The following is a 23,505-nucleotide window of genomic DNA, read 5'->3' on the forward strand; positions in this document are numbered from 1 at the left end:
AAAAAACCAGAGTGAAGCTCAATTAAGGGCAGTTAAGTATAAATGTACAGCGAGCAACACTCTGGTTGTCAGGTATTGACGTTAAAACTTTTATATAAATGTGAATGCAACTACAACTAACCATGACTCGTTTATGTCTCTATTTAACATCTATTGAATGTCTATTTATTTAAAATCAGTAGGTTAACTGTGAAGATGCTATTAACTAGTTCTTAACTTTAAAGCTGGTTAAAAGGGAGGATTTAAGATAACTTGAATAAGCTATATACTGCTACATACCAACAATGAGGGTTATTTTGAGTTAATGGAAACAACTAATCGTGCTTATCAATTGGGTCGTTGTGTTATTAACCCGCTAGAAAACAAACTGATCCATGATAATAGCGAGCAAATCTTACAACCAAAGTTTATTGAATTACTCGCTTGTCTTGTTGCGCGTTATCCTGAAGCTATTACCCGAGAAGAGTTAATCAATATTGTATGGGAGGGGAATTTTTATGTTGGTGAAAAAGCATTAACCAATGCAATATGGCATTTACGTAAAGCATTTAAAGAGCTTGACCCTGAACAGACTTATATAGAAACGTTGCGTAAAACAGGGTATCGACTGGTTCAACCTCCCTCTGAATGTGCGTTAAGTGGAAACGAAAAAAACAAAAGTAGGCGCTTATCATTGATTAGGCCGATTCTTGCGGGTGCTTTTGTAGCCGTTTTTGTTATTAGTGTTGTTGCTTTGTATTGGCAGTTTTCTACCCAACCCGATAATCAAGATAATACTGCATTTTCACTCCCCCTTAACAGTATCGAAAGCGTAACGGCAAGTCCCGGGCGAGAAATATACCCTGCGATATCAAACGACCAGCATTATTTAGTGTATTTATGGCGACAGTTAGGCAAACCGACCAACTTATACTTACGTGATTTGCACTTTCCTGAGCACCCAGCAAAACAACTCACTGACTCACCTTACACTAAAGGCCACTCTGTATTCAGTCCTGATGCAAAGACTCTCTATTATTATCGGTATCAAACAAATAAGTTTTGTGAGATTGTTAAACTCTCTTTAGTGAACGCAACCAGTGTGGTACTGACTGAGTGTAGTCGTCAGTTTCGAACTGATTTAGACATTAGTGCTGATGGTCGTACATTAGTTTATATTGATGAACAAATTTCTGAATCTGGTAAGTCTGTTAGTCGCTTAAAACTACTTGATTTACATGCTAATCAATTAAGTGAAACATTTATACCCTGTACAGATCACTGTGACGTAATCGATGAATCAGTGTCATTTTCTCCGGATGCTCAGCAAGTAGTGGTGACTCGAAATGTTGAAAATGATCAAAAAGCATTGTTTTTAATCGATGTGTCTTCTGGGGAAAGCCGCCGCATTACCGATAATTTTGTTGATATTCATGGCGTTGATTGGCATCCACATAAAGATAAACTGGCTTTTACAGCTGTGGAAGCAGGAAAGCGTTATGGGTACTTTTACGACATAAGTGACAACTCTTTAATAAATACACAAATTGCAGGTATGAGTTCACCTAACTTTAGTAGTGATGGCAGTGTGTATTATCATCAGTGGGATCTCGATAGAGTGATCACGCGCTTGAAAATAGACGAGCAAGTTGCAAGTTCACCTTTTTCAATGCTTTCAACTAATTTTAGCTCTCGTTTTCCTGAATATAACGAGCAACAGAATAAACTTTTATATGTATCTGATGAATCTGGTAGTTCACAATTATGGATTGTGAACCCTGATAGTAGTTCTCGCAAACAGCTTACTGATTTTAGTCATGTTACAGGGCAAATACTCGATCCCACGTGGTCACCTGATGGCCGCTATATTTTGTTCTTTTTGGAAAACAAAGGACGCACGTCTTTATATTTTTATGATTTCAAAGTCGAGCAAAGCCAAGCGCTAACGCTGCCATTTAAGCCTGATATTAAGCCGAGATTTTCAGCAGACAGTCAATCGTTTTTGGTGTCGGATGGTGATTATTTATACCGTTATGATTTAAATGGGCAAATTAAAGGCAAGGCTGTAAATACTAAAGCTCGTTATGGTATTGAGACATCGCAAAGCGATATATTATTTAGTAACTCAAATGATGCTATTTGGGTTAAGCATCACGACACAGGTGTAGAAGAATTACTGGTACAGGATATTAATTTAGCGCATCACTATACATGGTTATATGTTGCTGAAAATGCTTTTCATGAAGGGCGTATTTATTACTATAAAGTGCGCTTAGGCGACTACCGTATTAGCTATTATGATTTAGAAACACAACGTCATTTTGATTTAATTGCGTTACCTGAACGAGCATACAGCCGCTCATCAGGTTTAACCTACATACCTAATGAGCGTTGGTTAGTCTATACCGCTTATTTATTGCCTGAGATAGAGATCAAGCGTTTACCTGCCGAGTTTATACCCTAGTTTCTCTAACTCTAGTTTTGCTGCCTCTGTTTTACAGCTTTGCCGGTAAGTATTAAAAGAAAAGGCATGTATATGTAATTACGGTGTCTTTATCTGATAGCCAAGGCAGCGAAATAGGGGACAAATTCTGTGTAAAACAAGAGGGCTTAAGGCTAAGCGCGTACAAGACTAAGTGGGTTTTAACACTGTGGGTTTAAAACTAAATGCCTTAAGTGCAAGTACGTCTTAATCTGTTCAGTTACCTGTTATTCATTACCCATTCTCATTAACGGTGTAGTTAACTGCAACATTAAGCACTCCTTTAAGCATTGGGTGGTTAATGTTGCAGCTTTAAATTGCATTTATTACAGTGGCTTTTTTTCACCGGTAAGCGTTGCTCTAAAAAACTGGTTGTTTTCCCATAGGAGCAATTCACCTTCTTTTCCTCGTTTGATTGAGCTGTCGATCGCGATAACCTTACCATCGAAACGCATTTCGATTGATGGCATTGAAGTATGGCCTACGATTACTTTACTCGCTTGTAACTTTCTTAGCACGCCAGCAACCGCTTCATCTTTAAGTTGCTCATCTCTAAAGTAGCCTCGATACCAGATAGGGCCTGTTTTTCCATGTAAAGTAGCCCATAAAGGATTGGCTTTTAATTCCTTCTTACTTTTAGATATGCTGTCTCTAAACGCTTGGTTTGCACTTTCAAGTGTCATGTTTAGATTCAGAAAGTCCTCATGAATGCCCCCATGTAAAAAAATAAAGTCATTTAATTTTATAATGGTTGATTTACTTCTTAACCAGCGGCCTAACACACTTTGCACGCTGTATTGCTCTGTTAGATTATCGTTAAAAAACGAGACGGTATGTTTATATTTGGGGTGCAGGTAGCGTTGGTCATTTCGCAAAACTAGATATTCATGATTACCGAGAAGGTAATGAACGTGACCTCCGGCAATTGCTGCTTGTTGCTCAAGCTTGAATACTAGCCAAAGTGCTTCTGTAACAGTGTCGCCACGGTCAAAAATATCGCCAGTTATGATTAGGTGCCCAGTACCATACTGCCAATTTAATGCGTCGTTTATTACACCATTGTTGATGAGCAATTTTTTAAATATTGCAAATTGCCCATGGATATCACTGATTGCAGCAAACTTTTTTACATCACTATATTGATCCTTGTCTGTCGCTTTAAACTCCTCAGGAATAGCAAGTGGGCCAGCATAGTTTGTAATTTCTAGCTTGCTGTTAATCACATCAAATTGTTGGATGTGATTGTTATTATAAAATAAATAAGGGCCATCATCATACTTGGTGCTTTTTTCATCGTTATTGTGTGCCAATGCTGTGGTGATAAACAATGAGTTTGTAAGAAGTAATGTGTAAATTAAAAACTTAGAAAAGAGCATGTTAATACCTCGGGTTCTCTTTAATTGCGTATTACAAAGCTTTAAGAGATATAAAGCAAAGTGAGTAAATATATAAAGAGCAGATTAATGTAACGAAAATAATAAACGTAAAATCAAGCATTAAAGCCAGTACACCTTTTTGCTCTTCACGATACTTATGCTTTCGCTTTGCTATGGAGTGATTATTCATTTTTACCTCCTAATTTTCTATGTGCGTTACGTTATTTGTCTCTATCATCAGGTGCTAGGGATGTACTCGAAGGTGTTAATTCATTGCAACATCCATCACTAAGGTAAGGCGAAAAGAGCACCTGTAATGAGTTATCGCAATTACAGAATGAGGTAACAAATCATTTAAACTCTATTTTTGATGGCTTATATGTCTTTTTTACATCTATTTTTAAATATTGTTTAATAAAAACAATTTGTTATGTTTTTGATGATTTTAAAGAGAAGCGAATAAGATTGTAGCTATGTAACTCATTAGTCTAAAGTGAGTACGTTAAAGCCAGTACCTAAAAGCCAGTAACTATGTAATATTCGCTCTCTTTTGATGGTTTATTAGCTTGTTTTATTACTGGGTAACACTTTGAAAAAGCGACTACTAACAGCATTCGGCGCTGAAATAGTGTTAGAGGGAGAGTAAAGCATTGAGTGAGAACCACGACACTAATCTAAGTGTACTGAGGATGTTCGCTTAATGACTAAGCAAGCAAGTTATTATCATTTTTAAACAGCACATTCTTTTGATTTAAAGGGAGAGCTGAATATGCACAGAGTTGCTCATTGGGTTTTGCATTGTCGCCCAATGAGCGTGGTGAGTGCTTACTGCTTATTTGTTGCCTTAAATAGAAATGAAATGCTTATGAATAGAGTTTCTAACTCAGCAAATTGTTTAACACTTGCAGTAAATGTCTGGGTTCATGTCGGAAATGTTGACACTTAAGCTGTACGAACGACGACAGTATGTTCTCAAACAATTCAGCAATTGCTCACTCAAGAGTTGCTTTTGTTCAACGGTACGACCTTGCATTATCGATGCGCTAATGTGAATAAAACCGTCTTTTCCTTCACCTAGCTGGTAGTGTTGATAAGCGATGGCACGCGTTTTTATGGTTGATAGTTCGAATAAACCAGAATCAAAGACTGCCAAGTGTACTTTTTCAACCAGCACTTGCGGAAGAATTGGTAAGTCTTCAGAGTGTTCAATAACAATATGCGGCATGGGGTGTTCCTTAAAAGCGGTAGCTAAAACCGATGTTTGTCTGAAATTGGTTCAACACATCACCGTCGAAATGCCAAAGGCATTGTTCGTTTTCTGATGTGGGCAAGGTACATGACACATTACTTGCATTATTTACAATAGTCGCCAACCAGCGACTTTCAACATAAACACGTACATTGTCGGTAAATAAGTACTCAGCACCGGCATATAAGCCTGTGGTAAAAAAGGTATCAGACTCTGTAAAGTTGGTACTAACATGGTTTGCACCAATTTGTGCACCGACAAAGCCACTGATGTTTTTACCTAGAGGCACTTCAACAGCACTTTGAAATAGTAGGTATTGCATCTCGATTTTCTTATCACTCTGTGCTTCCATATTCAATGTTGTTGCTGAGTAAAATAGCCCATACCGTGCTGATTCAATAGTTCGGTCAATGCTGAATGTAAATTGACTATCATCGTCGAGATCAATTTTTAGGTTTTCTTCGGTTTCTAATGATTGACTGAAATTCTTGCCAAAACCTGCACTGACAGAATACCCAGCAGAGGCGGTGAAACTCGTTAGCATTAAGCACAATACAGTTAGCGACTTTTTCATTGTTTAGGTGCTCGTTGTTGAGGATGTTTTGAGATAGTATTGAAACATAGCAGGCAAATTGTTGTAAATGCATAACGCGCGTTTTTATAAGGATAACTAACATGAAGTTACTGAAATATGTAGCCTGTGCAGCGACTTTGGCGTTGCTCAACGGCTGTTCGGATGAGGCTGCGTCAGTCAGTTTAGGGCTATTTACGACTAAAGATATTAAAGTTGTATCACAACAAGACCCACTTATTAGCGGTGTAACCTGTCATATTAGTCATATTGAGGCGAACCTCGATTTTGCCGATCCATCGGATATGTCGATATCGTGTCGTCAAACGGGACCAATTACGGCTCAGCAGTTACAAAGTATCGATCGTAGTAAATCTGGTGAAGTGGTGTTTAAGTCATCGAAAAGTATTTTATTTAAATCGTTAAAAGTCCGTCGCATTTATGATGCGCCAACGCGTACTTTATTGTATCTATCTTATTCAACCAAAGAGTCAACAGGCAGCCATCATCACGCCTTATCTACGGTGCCTTTGTATAATACCGAAGCATGGCAGTGGGCACTTTCACAAGAGTAAATTATGTTAGCACTATTTAAATCAGCCCCATTAGTTGATGAACAAGAACAACAATGGTTAATAGACACGTTTATGTGGGCTGTTGAGCACTTTGACAGCGATTACTTTTTAAATCAGACACAAATAATTTTGCCGAATAGTCAGTTCTTTCCTGACAGTGTGTCTAGCATTGAAGACATGGCAAAAAAGGTATTTGCCCGCGTTGTTGATTATGCCGGCATGCAAGCGTGGCCAGTTAATTTGGTCTCGCCCTCGCAATTAACACCACAGGTATTTCCTCATTTTGCGTTTCAAGACTCATTAAGAGGGGAAAGTGCAACGCTTATGGTACCTGCCAATCATTTGATTAATGTGTCGTTTAACCAAAATCAAATTAACCAACCACAAGATTTAGTGGCGAGCTTTGCTGGTACGTTGGCAACCATATTGATTCATCATGTTGGCGTGTTACCGCCAGGTGGAAAAGAGTTTTTACCACAGGCCAGTGATGCACTTGCGTGTTATTTAGGGTTTGGGGTTATGATGAGTAACACGGTCTATCAGTTTAAAGGTGGATGTGGGTGTGGTTATAATCCGTATGCAAATCGTCAGGCTGCATTAACAGAGCCTCAAACGTTATTTATGCATGCACTGGTCACGCACTTTAAAACAGACAATCAAACTAAAAAATATTTGAAACCACATTTACGTAGCCAATATAAAAAAGCACAAAAGCAGATAAAAGCCTTTATTAATGATAGCGCTAATCCTTTGCTACTTGCTTTAGATGAACAAAAAGTAGGTTAGTTAGCACGTGCAATATGTTGATGAATTTTTATTAATTGCTGTGGCGCATTTTTTTGCTGTGGCAAGCCCCGGCCCTGATTTTGCTGTTGTGCTTAAACAAAGTATTCAACAAGGGCGTAAAAATGCGCTTTGGACTAGTGCGGGAGTGGGCGCGGCAATACTGCTGCATATTGGCTATTGTGTTTTAGGCGTGGCGCTTATTTTGTCACAATCACCCAGCTTATTTATGGTGCTTAAATACGTGGCAGGTGCATATCTAGCTTATTTAGGCGTACACGCAATTCGCAGTGCTAAGCCCGCTCACACTGATGAACAAACACTCACTGAAACTGCACCTGAATCCTATTTCAAAGCGTTTCGACGTGGCTTTTTTACTAATGCGCTTAATCCTAAAGCGACATTATTTTTTATGTCGTTATTCACACTTGTAATTAGCCCAGATACGCCAGTTGGAGTGCAAGCTAGCTATGGGGTGTATATGGCTGTGGCTACTTGGCTGTGGTTTTCATTTTTATCACTGGTGCTTTCCAAGGCATCGGTTCGCGCATTTTTTTTAAAGCGTGGTTATTGGTTTGATAGAGGCATTGGTGTGGTGCTAATTGCCTTAGCCATTCGTGTAGTCGTGTGAGGTGATTATGACAGTATATAACTTTTCATTTGGGTCAAACATGTCGTCAAGTCGTCTATTAGCTAGGCTGCCTGAAGCAAAGCGTGTCGGGACAGCGGTATTGAAAGGCTACGAACTGACGTTTGATATGGTGAGCACAGATGGCTCAGCTAAATGCAGTATTCGTCAAACCCACGAGCCTGAAGCGTTAGTTTATGGTGTGGTGTATCAGTTAAGTTTAGCTGAAAAAGCGATATTAGATGAAATTGAAGGTCCACGATACGATTGTGTTGATGTGTGTGTAGAACTGGTTGAAGGTGAGCAATTGACAGCGCATTGCTACATTGCCAATACATTAGACAGCGCGTTACTGCCATTCGACTGGTATCTACAGCATGTTCATCGCGGCGCACTTGAAGCTGGCGTGCCAAATCATTACAGTGAAGCTATCCTATCGCGAGACAGTCGCGATGATCCAGATAAAACCCGAGCAGCGAAAGAGTTCGCTATTCATAACAATAAAAATCACCAAGGTACATTATGACATTCCGTAAATTAGCCGTAGCAGCTGCGCTGTTAACTAGCTGTGCATTTAACAGCTATGCCGATATCGACACGAAAAAAATAGAAAAAGTTATTGAAACCTCAATGGCACGTTTTGATGTACCGGGGATGGCTGTTGCGATTGTTGAAAATGACAAGGTAGTGCTAGCTAAAGGCTTTGGTATTGCGAACCTTGATACCGGTAAAAAAGTGAACAAAGACACGTTATTTGGTATCGCCTCTAATACAAAAGCGTTCACGGCAGCCGCGTTAGCAAAACTGATTGATGAAGGTAAGTTAAATTGGGATGACAAGGTGATTGATCACCTACCTGAGTTTCGTTTATACGATTCGTACGTGACCCGAGAAATGACCATACGCGATTTATTAAGCCATCGCAGTGGCCTTGGTTTAGGCCAAGGCGATTTAATGATCTGGCCTGACACGGATAAATCGATTGATGAGATTATCGCAGGTCTAAAATATTTAAAACCGGCAAGTAGTTTTCGCAGTAAGTATGCGTATAACAATTTAATGTTTGTTACGGCAGGCGAAGTCGTTGCACGCGTCTCAGGCATGAGCTGGAATGATTATATCGAAAAAAACATACTACAACCCCTTGCGATGGAAAATTCACGAGCAGGTTTTTCACGTATTCCTAAAAGCAATAAAAACTGGGCAATAGGCCACATTCCGATGGATGGTCAGTTACACCCATTTTTCGTTAATTACTTAGAAGATTTTCGTGGTGCAGGTGCAATAGCATCCAGTGTAAACGATATGAGCCAGTGGCTACGTACACAACTTGCTCACGGAAAAATGCCTAACGGTGAGCAACTATTCACAGAAAAACAACAGCAGCAAATGTGGCATCCACACATTACCTCACTGGCATCAAAAAGTGCCTATGACATGTATCATCAGCAATTTAGAGGTTATGGCTTAGGGTGGAGTATTGAAGACTTTCATGGAATTAAAAAGCTAGGCCATGGTGGTGGGATTCTTGGCATGGTTTCGCAAGTAACGTTACTCCCAGAGAAAAACCTTGGGATTGTCATTTTAAGTAACCAGCAAGCATTCAGTGCATTATCAGCTGTGACTTACGAAGTATTGGAAGATGCCCTTGAACTTGACGATAAAGATTGGGTGGAAGAGTTAGCGAAAAAGCATTTTGAGAACAAAGAAAAGGCCTACGCGAACGCTACGCCAGAAACCCCCGCTGATTATCAACCTAAACTGCCTAATATTAATTACACAGGCACATTGCATGATAACTGGTATGGCGATGTAATAATTGAAGAATTAAATGGTCAACTACGTATTGATTTCACTCATACCAAACGTTTAAAAGGCCAGCTTGAGCATTACACCGGTAATACGTTTATTGTTAAATGGGATGAGAAGCTGCTTGAAGCAGATGCGTATATCGAGTTCCAAATGAACCCCGATAACCGTGTCAGTAGCGCGACAATGCGTGCCGTTTCGACCGAGGTCACTGACTTTAGCTTTGACTTTAGAAACCTCGATTTACAGGCTAAAAAGTAAACCAAAGTCGCAAAGCCGCCACATGGCGGCTTTGTTATAATCGGAGAAAATTGTTCAAGGAGCATGTTATGAGAACGGCTGTTATCTCACACCCAATGTGCCGTAAACACAAAATGATAGAAGATCATCCAGAGTGTCCAGCACGATTAGATATGATCACTGATCGCTTACTGGCAAGCGGTGTTGATATTGCGGTAACTCATTTACAAGCGCCCAAAGCCACCCGGAATGACTTCTTACGCGCTCACGATGAATCCCTTGTTCGGCATGTTGAGCAAACGATTCCAAGCTCAGGCCTTGCTGAACTAGATGGTGATACATGGTTATGTCCCGACTCGATGAAAGCCATTGAGCGAGCTGTAGGGGCGGGCATACTTGCGGTTGATGAAATTCTTGCTGATAACATTGATGCGGCATTTTGTTCTATAAGACCCCCTGGCCATCATGCTAACCGCACCACTTCTGCAGGGTTTTGTGTCTTTAATAATTTAGCAATTGCGGTTAAGTATGCCCAAAGTAAAGGGGTTCAACGCATTGCAATTGTTGATTTTGATGTCCACCATGGTAATGGTACGCAAGACATCTTTTTAGACGATGAAAATGTATTATTTTGCTCTTTGTTCCAACATCCTTTTTATCCGAATACGGCTGTTGAAAATAATCAAACTCTGGTTAATTCTCCCTTGCCAATTGCCAGTGATGGAAATGATTTAAAAGCTGTTTATCTTGAGCAATGGCTTCCTAAACTGACTGAATTTCAGCCTGAGTTATTATTCATAAGTGCGGGATTTGATGCTCATTTAGAAGATGATATGGCAAGCTTAAAGTTTGTAGAAGATGACTATGCATGGCTAACATCTCAGCTCGCTGAGCTGTGTGAGCAACAACACTGCCGGGGTATTGTGTCTTTTTTAGAAGGGGGATACGCTCTTTCTGCATTAGGTCGCAGCGCCGTTGCTCATGTAAAAGCGCTGGTGGATGCGCCCTAAGACTCCAGCAGTGAAAATGCTTGTTGCGTGGTCAGTCTCGTTACCTTACTGAGACAACAAATACCTTCTTGAGTTAAATGTTGCGTTACGCGCTTTGCCAGATCTGTATCACTCAATGGGGCGAGTTGGTTATTATTTAAGTCAAAGTGCTGGCCGTTTTTGGCTATTAAAATGACCTGATTTTTTTGATTTTCATCTAAATTAAATAAGAAACTCTCCAGATCACTCTCATCTTTTAAGTAATCCAACTCCTGCTGTGCGCAGATGATCAAGGGAAATGATTGGTGCATTTATTGTCCTGCATCAAAGCTACATAGGTTGAAATGATTATAATTGCTAACTCCTTTCAAAACTAGGTAAGTTTGCTTATGAATCAACCAAGACGCCATCAAAAGGTCGGTGATGTTTTCTCGCAAAAGCTGGTATCGTGCCCTGCGCATACTCCGCTGGTTGATGCTGTGCGGTTGATGCATGTTCATAATGTAACGGCTATTTTTGTTAAACACGAACAATCAATTGTCGGTATTTGGACCGAAGCTGACTGCTTGCAGGTAGACATTACCAGCCCTGTTTTTAAAGATGTGGCGATTCACGAGGTGATGTCGGCGCCAGTTGTTTCTGTGCCAAGTCAGTGCTTGCTGAGTGATGCGACATTGCGTTTTCAGCAACATGGGATTCGTCACTTGTTGGTATTGGATAACGATAAGCAGCCCGCGGGAATGCTCAGCCTTTCTGATATAGTTCATAATCAAGGGCTTGATCATTATTTACAGTTTAGACCCATTCATGAGCAATACCGCACCGATTTAGAAATTGTGGACTCAGCGATGTCTATCGAAGGCGTGGTTGATATTATGCGCGCGAAGCGCCTTGAAAGCGTTCTTGTTTATAATCAAGCGTTAGACATTCATGGCATTATTACGCAGCGTGATATTGTTGGGTTGATCATTCAAACTGAATGGCTAAATCCTTGTTGGCAGTATGCAAGTTATCCATTGATTGAAATTGATAGTGAAAGCAGCCTATTTGATGCGTACCGATTGATGTCTGATCGAAATGTACGTCATCTTGTTGTGAGAGATACCGATATTTGTGGCGTTATTTCATTTGCCGATTTGATTACTGAAATTGAATCGGCTTATTGCTGTGAATTAGAGCGTGCAATTGAACAACGCGACATTGCACTACAAAAGTCTCAGCGTAACTTATTCCTTGCTAATAAGATTATTGATGCTTCACTCGATGGCATTATGCTGACTCAAAGAGACGGCACGATTATTCAAGTAAACCCCGCGTTCACAAAGCTAACAGGTTTTGCTGAGCATGAAGTCATCGGCAAACGGCCGAGTATTTTAAGTTCTACAAAACACAGTCGTTCTTTTTATCAGAAAATGTGGCATGCCATTGAGTACGACGGAGTTTGGCAGGGAGAAATTTGTAACTGCAAAAAAGGGGGGAAGAGTTTGTTGAGTGGTTGACCATCATTAAAATTAAAGACCCTAATGTTGATGAAATTCTTTACGCTGCTATTTTCAGTGATATCACGGAGCGTAAGCGCGCAGAAGAAAAGATTTCACAGCTTGCCTATTACGATGAATTGACCGGTCTGCCTAATCGACGCTTATTTAATGACCGGCTTTCAATCGCATTAAGTGCGGCTAAGCGAAACGATGATCTACTCGCTGTGATGTTTATTGATTTAGACCGCTTTAAAGAAGTCAATGACAGCTTAGGGCATGATGCTGGCGATAACTTATTAGCGCAAGTTGCAGATCGTATTTTATCTATTCTCCCCCAAGGAGACACTCTAGCGCGTTTAGGTGGCGATGAGTTTGTATTGCTGTGCGAAGTGAGCCGTGTTGAAACTTTATTGGGCTTCGCAGAGCAAGTATTACAACAAGTCAGTATGCCACTATTAATTAATGAACATGAGGTTGCGATTACTGCTTCAATCGGCGCGGCTGTTTACCCCGATGATGGCATTGATAGTGCAACGTTGCTTAAACATGCCGACATAGCGATGTACCGTGCTAAAGAAGTCGGACGAAACTCATTTCAGCTCTTTAAGCCCGCGATGAATGCACGTTCTTTAGAGCGTTTAGCGATGATGAGTCGTTTACAAAATGCTATCGAAAGCGATGAATTCGAATTGTACTTTCAGCCTAAGCAGCATTTAAATAGCGGTAAAATATTAGGCGTTGAGGCATTATTACGCTGGCAAGAGCCGAGTTTAGGTGTGATATCGCCTGCCAAATTTATCCCCCTTGCAGAAGAGCTTGGTTTAATTGTTAAGCTTGATTTATGGGTGATCGAGCAAGCCTGTAAGGAATTAACCAAATGGCGGCAATATGATATTGAGGCAGGCCGTTTAGCGATTAATATTTCGGCCAATCATTTACGTCAGGGGTTGCTGGCATCTAATGTTGCGCGTTTACTTGAACAATATGATGTAGACCCCCGCAAGTTAGAAATTGAGCTAACAGAAAGCTGCTTTATTAGTCATTTTAGTGAAGCGAAGCAAGAGTTACTTGCACTAAAAAAACTCGGTGTGCATATTACGCTTGATGATTTTGGCACGGGGTATTCTGCGCTAAGTTATTTAACCAAGTTACCCATTGATACATTGAAAATTGATGCCAGTTTTATCGCCAAAGTGCCGGATGAATATGGCAATAGTGAGATTGTAACTGCAATAATTACGCTTGCAAAAAGTCTAAGTATTCATGTGGTTGCTGAAGGCGTGGAGAAAATAGAGCAGCTAAACTATTTGCAAATGCTTAACTGCGATACCATCCAAGGGTATTACTTTTGCCGCCCCATAGCGAAGCAGCAATGGTATGACTTTTATCTTGCTAAAGCCCAGAGTGCTTAACCCAGAGTGACTTCATAAGACGTAAATTTACGAATATTAATGACGCCAGTATCAAAAATGAGGTACTGACCTTTAATACCTTGAAGTACGCCAGATACCTCAGGGTTTTTATCAAAGTTAAAAGAGCTAACCTTTGTCGGATACTCGCTAACAGGGTAGTCTAGTTCAACAACGTCTTCGTTAAGTTTTTCAATGGCTGTTGCACCAAAAAGCGCTGCAAGTTCAGAGAGCTTAGGCTCTATTTGCGGAATAAGTTCTGCAGCAGCAGCTTTTAAATCGATGACTTCTGATTGGCCTTTTAACATGTTTCGCCAGTTCGTTTTATCGGCGATAAACTGTGCTAAAGCAACTTCAACAAGACCCGATTGAAGTCGAGTTTGCACTTTAAAGATAGGAAGTGCTTGGGTCGCGCCTTGGTCAATCCAACGAGTGGGGATTTGCGTGTGACGGGTAATACCGACTTTTAATCCAGAAGTGTTTGCTAAATAGACATAATGAGGGATCATGCAGTTTTCTTCCCCCCATTGTGGCTCGCGGCAAGTCCCTTTATCAAAGTGGCATGTTTCTGGTTTCATAATACACATATCACAGCTAGCGAGCTTACGCATGCATACAAAGCAGTGACCTTGCGAGTAACTTTTTTTGGTTTTCTTGCCGCAGTTGCTACAAAAAATATTGCCTGTAAAAGTCAGTGTCAGTGTTTTGCCAATGTAATCATTTAAAGAAACGAGTTCATCACCAATTGGCAGGTGGTATTGAACGGGTGCAGCGTGCGACGATTTTAATTTGCGAAGTGTGCCTTGCATCTTTACATAGCCCCTAAAGATGTAAAAAAGGCTAGTGTAACATGCTCTATTTAGAATGTGTGGCAATTAACGACAGGTACTCATCGAATGGAATCGCTTTGCTGTAATAAAAACCTTGTCCTTGGTCGGCGCCCATTTTAATTAATAACTGTTCTGTCGTTTGATCCTCAATGCCTTCAACGGTGATATTCATATCCAGGTTATGAGCCATATCAATGGCTGTTTTAACGATAACTTGGTGTGTCTCGTTGTTGGTAAGGTCGAGAATAAATGACTTATCAACTTTAATGGTACTAAATGAATAATTAACTAAATAATTCAATGAAGAGTAGCCTGTACCAAAGTCATCAAGAATCACTTGGCTTCCTAATTTATTTAATTCATTTACGAAACGCACCATATCAGTGTGATTTTTTATCAGTGCAAATTCAGTTAACTCAAATTTTAACTGCGCAGCAGAAACCCCGTGCTTTAAGATACTGTTTTCGATTTTTTCGATTAATTTAGGAATGGCTAAATTTTTAGCACTTAAATTCACACTAATCGTGTGATCGTAATAGCCTTGTTGATTCAGTTTTGCCACTGTCTGACATGCTTTTTCGATAACCCATAAGCTTAGCTCGTTGATAAGGCCTGTGCGTTCAGCAAGTAAAATTAGTTGCTCAATATCAAGGTGCTTATCGGCTGATGGCCAGCGCAATAGCGCCTCAGCACCCACGATAGTTCCGGTGCGTAAATTGACAATGGGTTGCAAGTAAATGGCGAGAGAGTTGCTGCGAATCGCGTGTTGTAATGACACCGCTAAACTTAAATCCATGTCGATATGTGGGGCGGTTGTATCTGTATTTTGGTGCTTTTGTGACAGCCCTAAATAGCCGCGTTGTAACCAAGAGTCAAAACCATCATTTTCCACAGGTTCTGTAATACTGAAGCGGTAATAAAGCTGTAAATCTAGCCCTGATATTTGATACTGCTTTGGCAGTTGTTTGCAAAGCGTATTGAGTTCTTCGTTGAGCTCGTCTTGCGGTTGAATTTTGGTTGAAACAAAAGCCAGTATGCCGTTGCCTAAATCGGCTACCTTTGGGGCGGTATCCAGTGAGGATTCTAAGCTTATAAACTGTCTTTGTTTGCTAAGTTGGTGCTCTAAAGATTTAGCAACTGTGGTAATGATATGACTGCTTTGGGTCGGATTTAAAATGCTCATTAAGGCATTAAACTGCTCGATTTTTAACAAGCATAAGTTGGCGTTTCTATGCTCATTTATCATTCTCATGTAGGCTTGCTTTAACATGGCCTGATTAAGTAATTTTGTTTGCTGCGAATGAGTCGCATGATACAGCGCTTTCTCTCGTTGGTACCGTACACGGTCGGCCAAAGCCATTGCCATTAATACGATCTCGCATAAAATCGCAATTAAAAATAGGTGGCGAGTTGCAAAACTGTAAGGGATAAAACCCGTTAATTCGAGTGGTTGCACAGCAGCACCTATTATTAACGGGACCCATGACATCACATAAAACTTTGCCCAACGAAAGCCACTCACAAGCTTTTTGTAAATCATGCAAATACATAAAATATACAGCGGCACCATTAAGGCAAAGAAAATCTTTGACGAATGGTACTCCAACATAAAGAAGCTAATTAAGCTAAAACTGAACAGTAAGGCTAAAAAGCTAATGCTGAGTTTGTAGAGAAGACAGTTGTCTTTGTGGTAACGCAAAAACATGGTGCAAAATGCGACCGTGAAAAAGGCAATGGCATAGTTACTAAAAACGACGTGTTCATTAAAAAATAGTTGCCATGAAAGAGGCCATAAATAAAAACCAAAACCCAGTACTGAGCCCATAAGTAATAAGGCTGAAATGATATAACCAATGTAAATTAGGTAAACACGGTCACGAATACCAAAAAATAACACTAAGTTATAAAGGGCCGCCATGATAAGCACGCCAATAAATATCCCCCAAATCCCCACTTGTGAGCGAATAAGGTGTTGAAATTCGTTTTTACCATAAATTTTGATGGGGGTTTTGCTGATACCAACCGTATCAATTTTTACAACCAGAGTTGTTTGTTCGTTAGCCTGTAATGTGAGTAACGCATGAGGCGTACTGTACTGAAATAAGTTAAGCCCAGTAACTTTATCGCCTAATCTCGTTTTTTTGATCAGCTTTTGATCAGCATCCAATTCAAACAGGGTTAAATAGTCAACCATGGGATTGTCGAAGTGGATAAATAAATCAATTGCTTTCGATTGTCTATTTTCCAGGTCTAGCTTGAGCCAGTAATCTTTTGCCGCTAAATCCCATTCTATGTACTCGAAGGGTTGCTCAATTAATTTCTTTGGCTCAGAAAGGAGCTCTTTAAGGGTTAATGATTCAGTGTCGTCAATACGGTAAGCTGTGTGGGTGTATACAGGCGCTGTTTTATCAATAGTATAACGAGTAGGGCTTGCAAGATGAGTCGACAAAGTCGTGATGATAAAAAACAAAGTTGCAAGAATAAAAAATGAAACAAAATGATATTTCAGCGTTTTATTATTCAAAATGGGTTCTTTAACAAATTAATACTTTACTACAGTGTAGCATTAAAAAAGCGCAGTTAAACTGCGCTTTTTTCACAAGGGTACAGGTTCGACCTTAATGCTGTTCACGTGCAATAGCACGGTAAGCGATGTCGGTGCGATACTCCATACCATCCCAGCTGATTTGCTCAACTAGCTTATACGCGCGTTGCTGTGCTTCGGTTACCGTATTACCTAGTGCGGTTGCACATAATACGCGACCACCCGCGGTTACAACCGCATCACCATCTTGCTTAGTGCCAGCATGGAATACCTTTTCGCCTTCAGGGTAATTAACAAGTAAACCGTTAATTGCATCACCTTTCGGGTAATCACCAGGATAACCTTTCGCTGCAAGAACAACACCCACTGCTGCACGCGGATCAAATTCAATGCTTGTTTTATCTAATTCTTCACGGTTAGCCGCTTCAATTAATTCAACAAGATCTGATTTCAAACGCAGCATCATTGGTTGTGTTTCAGGATCACCAAAACGACAGTTATACTCGATCACTTTTGGTGTACCGTCTGCAGTGATCATTAAACCTGCGTACAAGAAACCAGTGTAAGGGTGGCCTTCTTGCGCCATACCTTCAACCGTAGGGTTGATCACTTCATTCATAACACGTTGGTGAATTTCATCTGTAACAACGGGGGCAGGTGAGTATGCACCCATACCGCCAGTGTTTGGACCTTTATCGCCATTGTAAGCACGTTTGTGGTCTTGGCTTGTGGCGAATGGCAATACGTTTTTACCATCAACCATGACGATGAAAGACGCTTCTTCACCTTCTAAGAACTCTTCGATAACCACACGGCTACCCGCTTCACCAAAGCTATTACCTGCAAGCATGTCGCGGATAGCTTCTTCAGCTTCGCTCTCAGTCATTGCAACAATAACGCCTTTACCTGCCGCTAAGCCGTCTGCTTTAACAACAATTGGAGCGCCTTTTTCTTTTAAATAAGCAAGAGCAGGGTCGATTTGTTCAAATGTTTGATAATCAGCTGTTGGAATATTGTGTCGTGCTAAAAAGTCTTTCGTGAATGACTTTGAGCCTTCCAGTTGTGCCGCACCAGCTGTAGGGCCGAAGATAGCAAGACCGTGTTCACGGAATGTATCAACAACACCCAGTACCAATGGCACTTCAGGACCTACAATGGTGAGCTCTACAGCGTTTTCTTTTGCAAACGTAACAAGACCTTCAAGGTCTTCAACATTGATTGCAACGTTTTCAAGTTTTGGCTCTAGTGCCGTACCAGCATTACCTGGCGCAACGAATACCGTGTTTACTTTACTATTTTGAGCAGCCTTAAACGCAAGTGCGTGTTCGCGGCCGCCACTGCCGATGACAAGTACATTCATGGCGAAATAATCCTATTTAAAGCGGTTTTTTAAACTTCAGCGTCATGCGGTCACTTTCACCAATCGCTTTATATTTTGCAGCGTCTTGTTCGTCAAGCGCTAAGCGTGGTGGCAATGTCCATACCCCTTTAGGGTGATCTGCTGTGTCGAGTGGGTTTGCATTAATGTCACTAGTTGCTACCAGTTCAAAGCCTGCTTGTTTTGCAATATCAATCACATAGCTTTGTTTCATATAACCTGAAGATTTCTGATCGTCATCACTACGAGATTCAGGAAGGCGATGTTCAACAACGCCTAGTGTGCCACCAGGTTTAAGTGCTTTATAAAATGCTTTAAATGCACTTAAGGTGCCTTCTTTCTCTTTACCCATGTACCAGTTGTGTACATTTCTAAATGTGAGTACTAAGTCAGCACTGCCGGCTGGGGCAATATCAAGGTGAGTAATGGGAGCAAATTCAGTGAGTTTTACTTCACTAAAACGTGCATCATCGCTCATCTTTTTCTTAAAACCCGCTAATGAACGTTGATAATAACCGACTTCTGAATCAGCTGGGAAATGTGCCGCGTAATAGACGCCATGACCTTTTACAGCCGGCGCTAAGATTTCGCTGTACCAACCACCACCAGGGGCAATTTCTACCACTGTCATTGTCGGTTTGAAACCAAAGAATTCAAGGGTTTCAATAGGGTGGCGATATGTATCGCGCGCGCTGTTTTTAGCGTCACGTTCACTTGATTGTACAGCACTTGTAAGCGCTGATTCATGGCTGTGACTGAGTGCGTGTGCAGATGCAAGTGCTAGGCTTGCAACAAGTAGCGATTTTACGGCAAATTTCATCATCTATTCCTTCATTTTTAGGGTTATTAATAATCAGAATACGTGAATTAGTAGCAAACAAAAAGGGTTAAACAATTTGCTTAACCCTTTATGTAATTAGTGGCGGAAATGGCGCATACCAGTAAATACCATTGCCATACCCGCTTCATCAGCTGCCGCGATAACTTCTTCATCGCGCATTGAACCACCAGGTTGAATAACCGCTGTGATACCAGCGTCGCGAGCTGCATCAATACCGTCACGGAATGGGAAGAATGCATCAGATGCCATTACAGAGCCTTTTACTTCAAGGTTTTCATCAGCTGCTTTAATTCCTGCAATTTTCGCTGAGTAAACACGGCTCATTTGGCCGGCGCCTACACCAATAGTCATACCGTCACGAGCGTAAACAATTGCGTTTGACTTAACGAATTTTGCAACCTTCCAGCAGAATAATAAGTCTTTTAATTCTTGCTCAGTAGGCTGACGCTTAGTAACAACTTTAAGGTCACCTTCGGTTACCATACCTAAATCACGGTCTTGAACTAAGATACCACCATTAACACGTTTGATATCGTGACCTGTTGTCTTGGCAGACCATTCACCGCATTCTAATAAACGTACGTTTTGTTTAGCTGAAACGATCTGTGCTGCAGCTTCTGATACTTTAGGAGCAATGATAACTTCTACGAACTGACGAGAAACAATCGCTTCGGCTGTGTCTGCATCTAGCTCTTTATTAAAAGCAATAATGCCACCAAATGCTGATGTAGGGTCAGTTTTGAATGCACGGTCGTAAGCTTCAAGAATATTTTCACCGATAGACACACCACATGGGTTCGCATGTTTTACGATAACACAGGCGGGTACGTCGAATTCTTTAACACACTCTAATGCAGCATCCGTATCTGCGATGTTATTGAATGATAATGCTTTGCCTTGAAGTTGTACTGCAGTTGCAACAGATGCCTCTGCAACGTCATTTTCAACATAGAAAGCAGCATCTTGGTGTGAATTTTCACCGTAGCGCATGTCTTGCTTTTTAGTGAATTGCATGTTGATTGTACGAGGGAATTTAGTTTCTTCAGCAGCTTCCTCTGTATAATCAGGAACCATTTTGCCGAAGTAGTTTGCAATCATACCATCGTATTGTGCTGTGTGCTCATACGCAGCAATCGCTAGGTCAAAACGTGTTTTATACGTTGTTGAGCCATTGTTGCTTTGCATTTCGCTGATTACACGGTCATAGTCTTTCGCATTAACAACGATAGTCACGTCTTTGTGGTTTTTCGCTGCAGCACGCACCATTGTTGGACCGCCGATATCAATGTTTTCAATTGCATCTTCAAGGCTGCAGTCTTCTTTCGCAACTGTATTTGCGAAGGGGTATAAGTTAACTACAACGATATCGATAGCAGAGATATTGTTCTCGCTCATTACATCTTCATCTTGGCCGCGACGCGCAAGAATGCCGCCATGAATTTTTGGATGAAGTGTTTTTACGCGACCATCCATGATCTCAGGGTGACCAGTATGGTCAGATACTTCAGTGACTTTAATGCCATTATCAGCAAGTAATTTGCAAGTACCGCCTGTTGATAAAATATCTACGCCTTGAGCTTCAAGAGCGCGAGCAAATTCAACGATACCGGTTTTATCTGACACACTTAATAGTGCGCGACGAATTGGACGATGTGTATCCATTGTAGTTTTGATTACCTCAATGTTTGAGCTAGCTTAGAAAGGCGGTATTTTAACTGAATATTGCTGAGAAAACGATGTTTTAAGCGTGAGGAATTTGCATAGTTTTTAACGGTTATAAAAAAAGCACCCTAAGGTGCTTTTTTGTCGAGTATGCAGTGACCCACATACTCGCGTTGTATTGGATTGGTAACCTATTAAAACGACAGGGCGTTAGAATGATTACGATTTCAATATAACGGTATTAGTTCATGCCATATTTTTTAAGCTTCTTACGTAAAGTACCACGGTTGATACCTAGTAAGATTGCTGCACGAGTTTGGTTACCACGCGTGTACGTCATTACTTCTTCAAGTAATGGTGCTTCTAGCTCAGAAAGAACAAGGTCGTATACGTCTTGTACGTCTTGACCATTAAGTTGCTTCAAGTAGTGATGAACCGCTTTTTTCACTGCATCACGCAACGGCTGTGGTTTCTCGTGTGACTGTACATGAGGGTTTGTGATAAATGGAGAAGTCACGTTTTGTTCGAACATCGTTATATGTCTCTTTCTTTCTTAGTTAGCTGCTAGTGTTTTAAAGTATTGCTCTAATGCGTCGACTTGTGCCTGTGGGTTATCTAACGCATTAAATACTCGCCTAAACTGACCGTCACTGTCATGGGTTTGCAAATACCAAGATACATGCTTACGAGCGATACGCGCTCCCATTGGCTCACCGTAAAACTGATGAAGGTTTGCTAAGTGCTCCATCAAAATGCTACGCACCTCTGCAATTTCAGGTGCTGGCAAATGTTCTCCAGTTCGCAAATAGTGGTCTATCTCCCTAAATATCCAAGGGCGACCTTGGGCGGCTCGACCAATCATAATGGCATCTGCACCCGTATAATCCAAAACCTGTTTTGCTTTTTCTGGTGATGTAATATCACCATTGGCAACGACAGGGATCGACACTGAACGTTTAATATCCCTAATCGTGGCGTACTCTGCTTCACCTTTGTACATACATGCGCGCGTACGCCCATGTACAGCCAAAGAAGCAATGCCATAACGTTCAGCTATTTTCGCAATCTCGACACCATTACGGTTATCCTGATCCCATCCAGTACGGATTTTTAAGGTGACAGGGACATCGACAGCATTAACAACTGCATCGAGTATCTCTTCCACTAATTCAGGAAACTGTAATAAGGCTGAGCCTGCGAGTTTCTTATTCACTTTTTTAGCTGGGCACCCCATATTAATATCTATGATCTGTGCACCGTTGCTAACATTGAATTGTGCTGCCTGTGCCATAAGCTCAGGATCGGCTCCGGCAATCTGCACCGAGCGAATACCCGATTCACCGCTGTGATCCATACGGTTCATCGACTTTTCGGTTTTCCACACTTTTGGGTTTGACGAGAGCATTTCAGATACCGCAAGCCCCGCACCTAAGCGACGGCAAAGTTGTCTAAATGGTCTGTCTGTAATGCCTGCCATTGGCGCGACAATTACGTTGTTCTCAAGTTGGTATGAACCGATACGCACTGTTATTCAATAGGCCTCTTTTCAAGGGGCGCTAAGTTTACGGCTTTTTTTGCAAAAATCAAAGGCTATAAATTGAACAAAAGTGACTTTTTTTTGCCTATTTTGTATTGACTTTTGATAACAGTTTGACGGGCGGGTTGATTTGTTTGTTATTTAACCAGAAAAAAATTCACGTGAAAATAGATAACAAATTGAAGAGTGTAAAAATAAGGTAAAGCCTGTTAAATACTGGCTTTACCTATTAAATGTTCAGATGTGTATTATGACTTTTTGGTACCACTAACACGTGTCCATTCACCTTCAACAACAATCTCGTCAAGTGCTAAAAACGGTGCGTAAACATCGGCAACAGATTGTGCTTGTTCCTCTAAAATACCCGACATAGCAATTTTACCGTTGGGCTTTAATAGTCCCAAAATGACTTCATGAAGCTCTTTAAGAGGTTGTGCTAAGATATTCGCAACAACCACATCAGCACTAAAATCAGGTTGATCTTCAGGTAAATACACTTCGAGCTTGTCTGCAACACCATTGCGCTCAGCATTATCGCGACTGGCCTCAATTGCTTGAGGATCAATATCGATGCCGATCATACGTTCAGCACCTAATTTGATCGCTGCAATTCCTAAAATACCTGAACCACACCCGAAGTCGACGACCGTTTTCCCGGTTAAATCTTGGCTTTCTAGCCACTTTAAGCATAGCGCTGTCGTTGCATGTGTGCCCGTGCCAAAAGCAAGACCAGGATCAAGCAATACATTGACTGCATCCGGTTCTGGAATATCACGCCAGCTTGGACAAATCCATAAGCGCTCACCGAACTTAATCGGGTGGAAGTTATCCATCCACTCACGTTCCCAGTCTTTATCTTCAAGTTGCTCAATTTTGTATACGAGTTTGTCTGCGAGCGTCGGTTCAGCCTTAAGTACGGCTACGACGCTGTCCATATCATGATTAGCATCGTATAAACCAATCACCGTGGTATCAGCCCACAGTTGTACTGTACCAAGTTTTGGTTCATAAATAGGGGTGTCTTTCGCATCAACATAAGTAACCGATGCGCTGCCAGTGTCCATAAGTAAGTCGCTGATCATCTCGGCATTATCAGCGTTTGCATTTATGCGAATTTGGATCCAAGCCATGGTCGTCTCTC

General features: G+C 41.0%; 19 protein-coding genes and 1 pseudogene. 8 read left to right on the top strand and 12 right to left on the bottom strand.

Annotated elements, in window-relative coordinates:
* Window positions 1-304: 304 nt before the first annotated feature.
* Window positions 305-2,443: a winged helix-turn-helix domain-containing protein gene (locus H3302_RS02610; protein ID WP_182396120.1), complete on the top strand. Its 2,139-nt coding sequence runs from the start codon at window positions 305-307 to the stop codon at window positions 2,441-2,443.
* 344 nt (window positions 2,444-2,787) lie between these two features.
* Here the strand turns inward: H3302_RS02610 and H3302_RS02615 are convergent, their stop codons facing one another.
* The 3 genes from H3302_RS02615 to H3302_RS02625 all read right to left on the bottom strand — a co-directional run bounded on the left by H3302_RS02615 (window position 2,788) and on the right by H3302_RS02625 (window position 5,660).
* Window positions 2,788-3,837, bottom strand: coding sequence for a metallophosphoesterase (locus H3302_RS02615; protein ID WP_118843992.1), 1,050 nt, complete (start codon window positions 3,835-3,837; stop codon window positions 2,788-2,790).
* A gap of 895 nt (window positions 3,838-4,732) precedes the next feature.
* Window positions 4,733-5,062 (bottom strand): 5-carboxymethyl-2-hydroxymuconate Delta-isomerase, encoded by a 330-nt coding sequence (locus H3302_RS02620; protein WP_065978132.1) that lies wholly within the window; start codon window positions 5,060-5,062, stop codon window positions 4,733-4,735.
* 10 nt (window positions 5,063-5,072) lie between these two features.
* Window positions 5,073-5,660, bottom strand: a complete 588-nt coding sequence (locus H3302_RS02625) for an outer membrane beta-barrel protein (protein ID WP_180311352.1) — start codon at window positions 5,658-5,660, stop codon at window positions 5,073-5,075.
* A gap of 101 nt (window positions 5,661-5,761) precedes the next feature.
* On the opposite strand from H3302_RS02625, the gene H3302_RS02630 reads away from it, so the two are divergent.
* The 6 genes from H3302_RS02630 (at window position 5,762) to H3302_RS02655 (ending at window position 10,702) form a co-directional block, all read left to right on the top strand.
* Complete coding sequence (locus H3302_RS02630) at window positions 5,762-6,232, top strand: CreA family protein (protein ID WP_065978130.1); 471 nt, start codon at window positions 5,762-5,764, stop codon at window positions 6,230-6,232.
* 3 nt (window positions 6,233-6,235) lie between these two features.
* A complete protein-coding gene (locus H3302_RS02635; RefSeq protein WP_036971055.1) occupies window positions 6,236-7,018 on the top strand; it encodes a hypothetical protein in 783 nt (260 codons plus the stop codon).
* A gap of 7 nt (window positions 7,019-7,025) precedes the next feature.
* The gene (locus H3302_RS02640; RefSeq protein ID WP_036971052.1) at window positions 7,026-7,646 is read left to right on the top strand and encodes a LysE family translocator; all 621 of its coding nucleotides are present in this window, start codon (window positions 7,026-7,028) and stop codon (window positions 7,644-7,646) included.
* A gap of 7 nt (window positions 7,647-7,653) precedes the next feature.
* Window positions 7,654-8,169 carry a gamma-glutamylcyclotransferase family protein gene (locus H3302_RS02645; RefSeq protein ID WP_036971050.1) on the top strand — a complete coding sequence of 172 codons (516 nt, stop codon included), beginning with the start codon at window positions 7,654-7,656 and terminating at the stop codon, window positions 8,167-8,169.
* Window positions 8,166-9,713 carry a serine hydrolase gene (locus tag H3302_RS02650; protein WP_065978128.1) on the top strand — a complete coding sequence of 516 codons (1,548 nt, stop codon included), beginning with the start codon at window positions 8,166-8,168 and terminating at the stop codon, window positions 9,711-9,713. Before H3302_RS02645 ends, H3302_RS02650 begins: the two co-directional genes overlap by 4 nt.
* Before the next feature lie 68 nt (window positions 9,714-9,781).
* Complete coding sequence (locus H3302_RS02655) at window positions 9,782-10,702, top strand: histone deacetylase family protein (protein ID WP_036971046.1); 921 nt, start codon at window positions 9,782-9,784, stop codon at window positions 10,700-10,702.
* Here the strand turns inward: H3302_RS02655 and H3302_RS02660 are convergent.
* Entirely contained in the window at window positions 10,699-10,992 is a 294-nt protein-coding gene (locus tag H3302_RS02660; RefSeq protein WP_036971045.1) for a DUF4144 family protein, read from the bottom strand. The genes H3302_RS02655 and H3302_RS02660 overlap by 4 nt on opposite strands.
* A gap of 78 nt (window positions 10,993-11,070) precedes the next feature.
* On the opposite strand from H3302_RS02660, the pseudogene H3302_RS02665 reads away from it, so the two are divergent.
* Window positions 11,071-13,574: pseudogene (locus H3302_RS02665) on the top strand (EAL domain-containing protein).
* On the opposite strand, the gene H3302_RS02670 reads toward H3302_RS02665, so the two are convergent.
* The 8 genes from H3302_RS02670 to prmA all read right to left on the bottom strand — a co-directional run bounded on the left by H3302_RS02670 (window position 13,571) and on the right by prmA (window position 23,494).
* Window positions 13,571-14,380 carry a DUF2797 domain-containing protein gene (locus H3302_RS02670; protein ID WP_036971040.1) on the bottom strand — a complete coding sequence of 270 codons (810 nt, stop codon included), beginning with the start codon at window positions 14,378-14,380 and terminating at the stop codon, window positions 13,571-13,573. The pseudogene H3302_RS02665 and the gene H3302_RS02670 sit on opposite strands and share 4 nt — an antisense overlap.
* 46 nt (window positions 14,381-14,426) lie before the next feature.
* On the bottom strand, window positions 14,427-16,925 hold the full coding sequence (locus H3302_RS02675) for an EAL domain-containing protein (RefSeq protein WP_036971037.1): 2,499 nt from the start codon (window positions 16,923-16,925) through the stop codon (window positions 14,427-14,429).
* Between the two features lie 94 nt (window positions 16,926-17,019).
* The gene (purD, locus tag H3302_RS02680; RefSeq protein WP_036971033.1) at window positions 17,020-18,306 is read right to left on the bottom strand and encodes a phosphoribosylamine--glycine ligase; all 1,287 of its coding nucleotides are present in this window, start codon (window positions 18,304-18,306) and stop codon (window positions 17,020-17,022) included.
* A gap of 16 nt (window positions 18,307-18,322) precedes the next feature.
* A complete protein-coding gene (locus H3302_RS02685; RefSeq protein ID WP_036971030.1) occupies window positions 18,323-19,144 on the bottom strand; it encodes a class I SAM-dependent methyltransferase in 822 nt (273 codons plus the stop codon).
* Between the two features lie 96 nt (window positions 19,145-19,240).
* Window positions 19,241-20,827, bottom strand: a complete 1,587-nt coding sequence (gene purH, locus H3302_RS02690) for a bifunctional phosphoribosylaminoimidazolecarboxamide formyltransferase/IMP cyclohydrolase (protein ID WP_036971028.1) — start codon at window positions 20,825-20,827, stop codon at window positions 19,241-19,243.
* A gap of 241 nt (window positions 20,828-21,068) precedes the next feature.
* Window positions 21,069-21,359 carry a DNA-binding transcriptional regulator Fis gene (fis, locus tag H3302_RS02695; protein ID WP_002957804.1) on the bottom strand — a complete coding sequence of 97 codons (291 nt, stop codon included), beginning with the start codon at window positions 21,357-21,359 and terminating at the stop codon, window positions 21,069-21,071.
* Window positions 21,360-21,380: 21 nt separating this feature from the next.
* Entirely contained in the window at window positions 21,381-22,352 is a 972-nt protein-coding gene (gene dusB / locus H3302_RS02700) for a tRNA dihydrouridine synthase DusB (protein WP_036971025.1), read from the bottom strand.
* Window positions 22,353-22,612: 260 nt separating this feature from the next.
* A complete protein-coding gene (gene prmA, locus H3302_RS02705; protein WP_182396121.1) occupies window positions 22,613-23,494 on the bottom strand; it encodes a 50S ribosomal protein L11 methyltransferase in 882 nt (293 codons plus the stop codon).
* Between the last annotated feature and the right edge of the window lie 11 nt (window positions 23,495-23,505).

This window comes from Pseudoalteromonas sp. MT33b (assembly GCF_014117385.1).
Taxonomy (GTDB): domain Bacteria; phylum Pseudomonadota; class Gammaproteobacteria; order Enterobacterales; family Alteromonadaceae; genus Pseudoalteromonas; species Pseudoalteromonas lipolytica.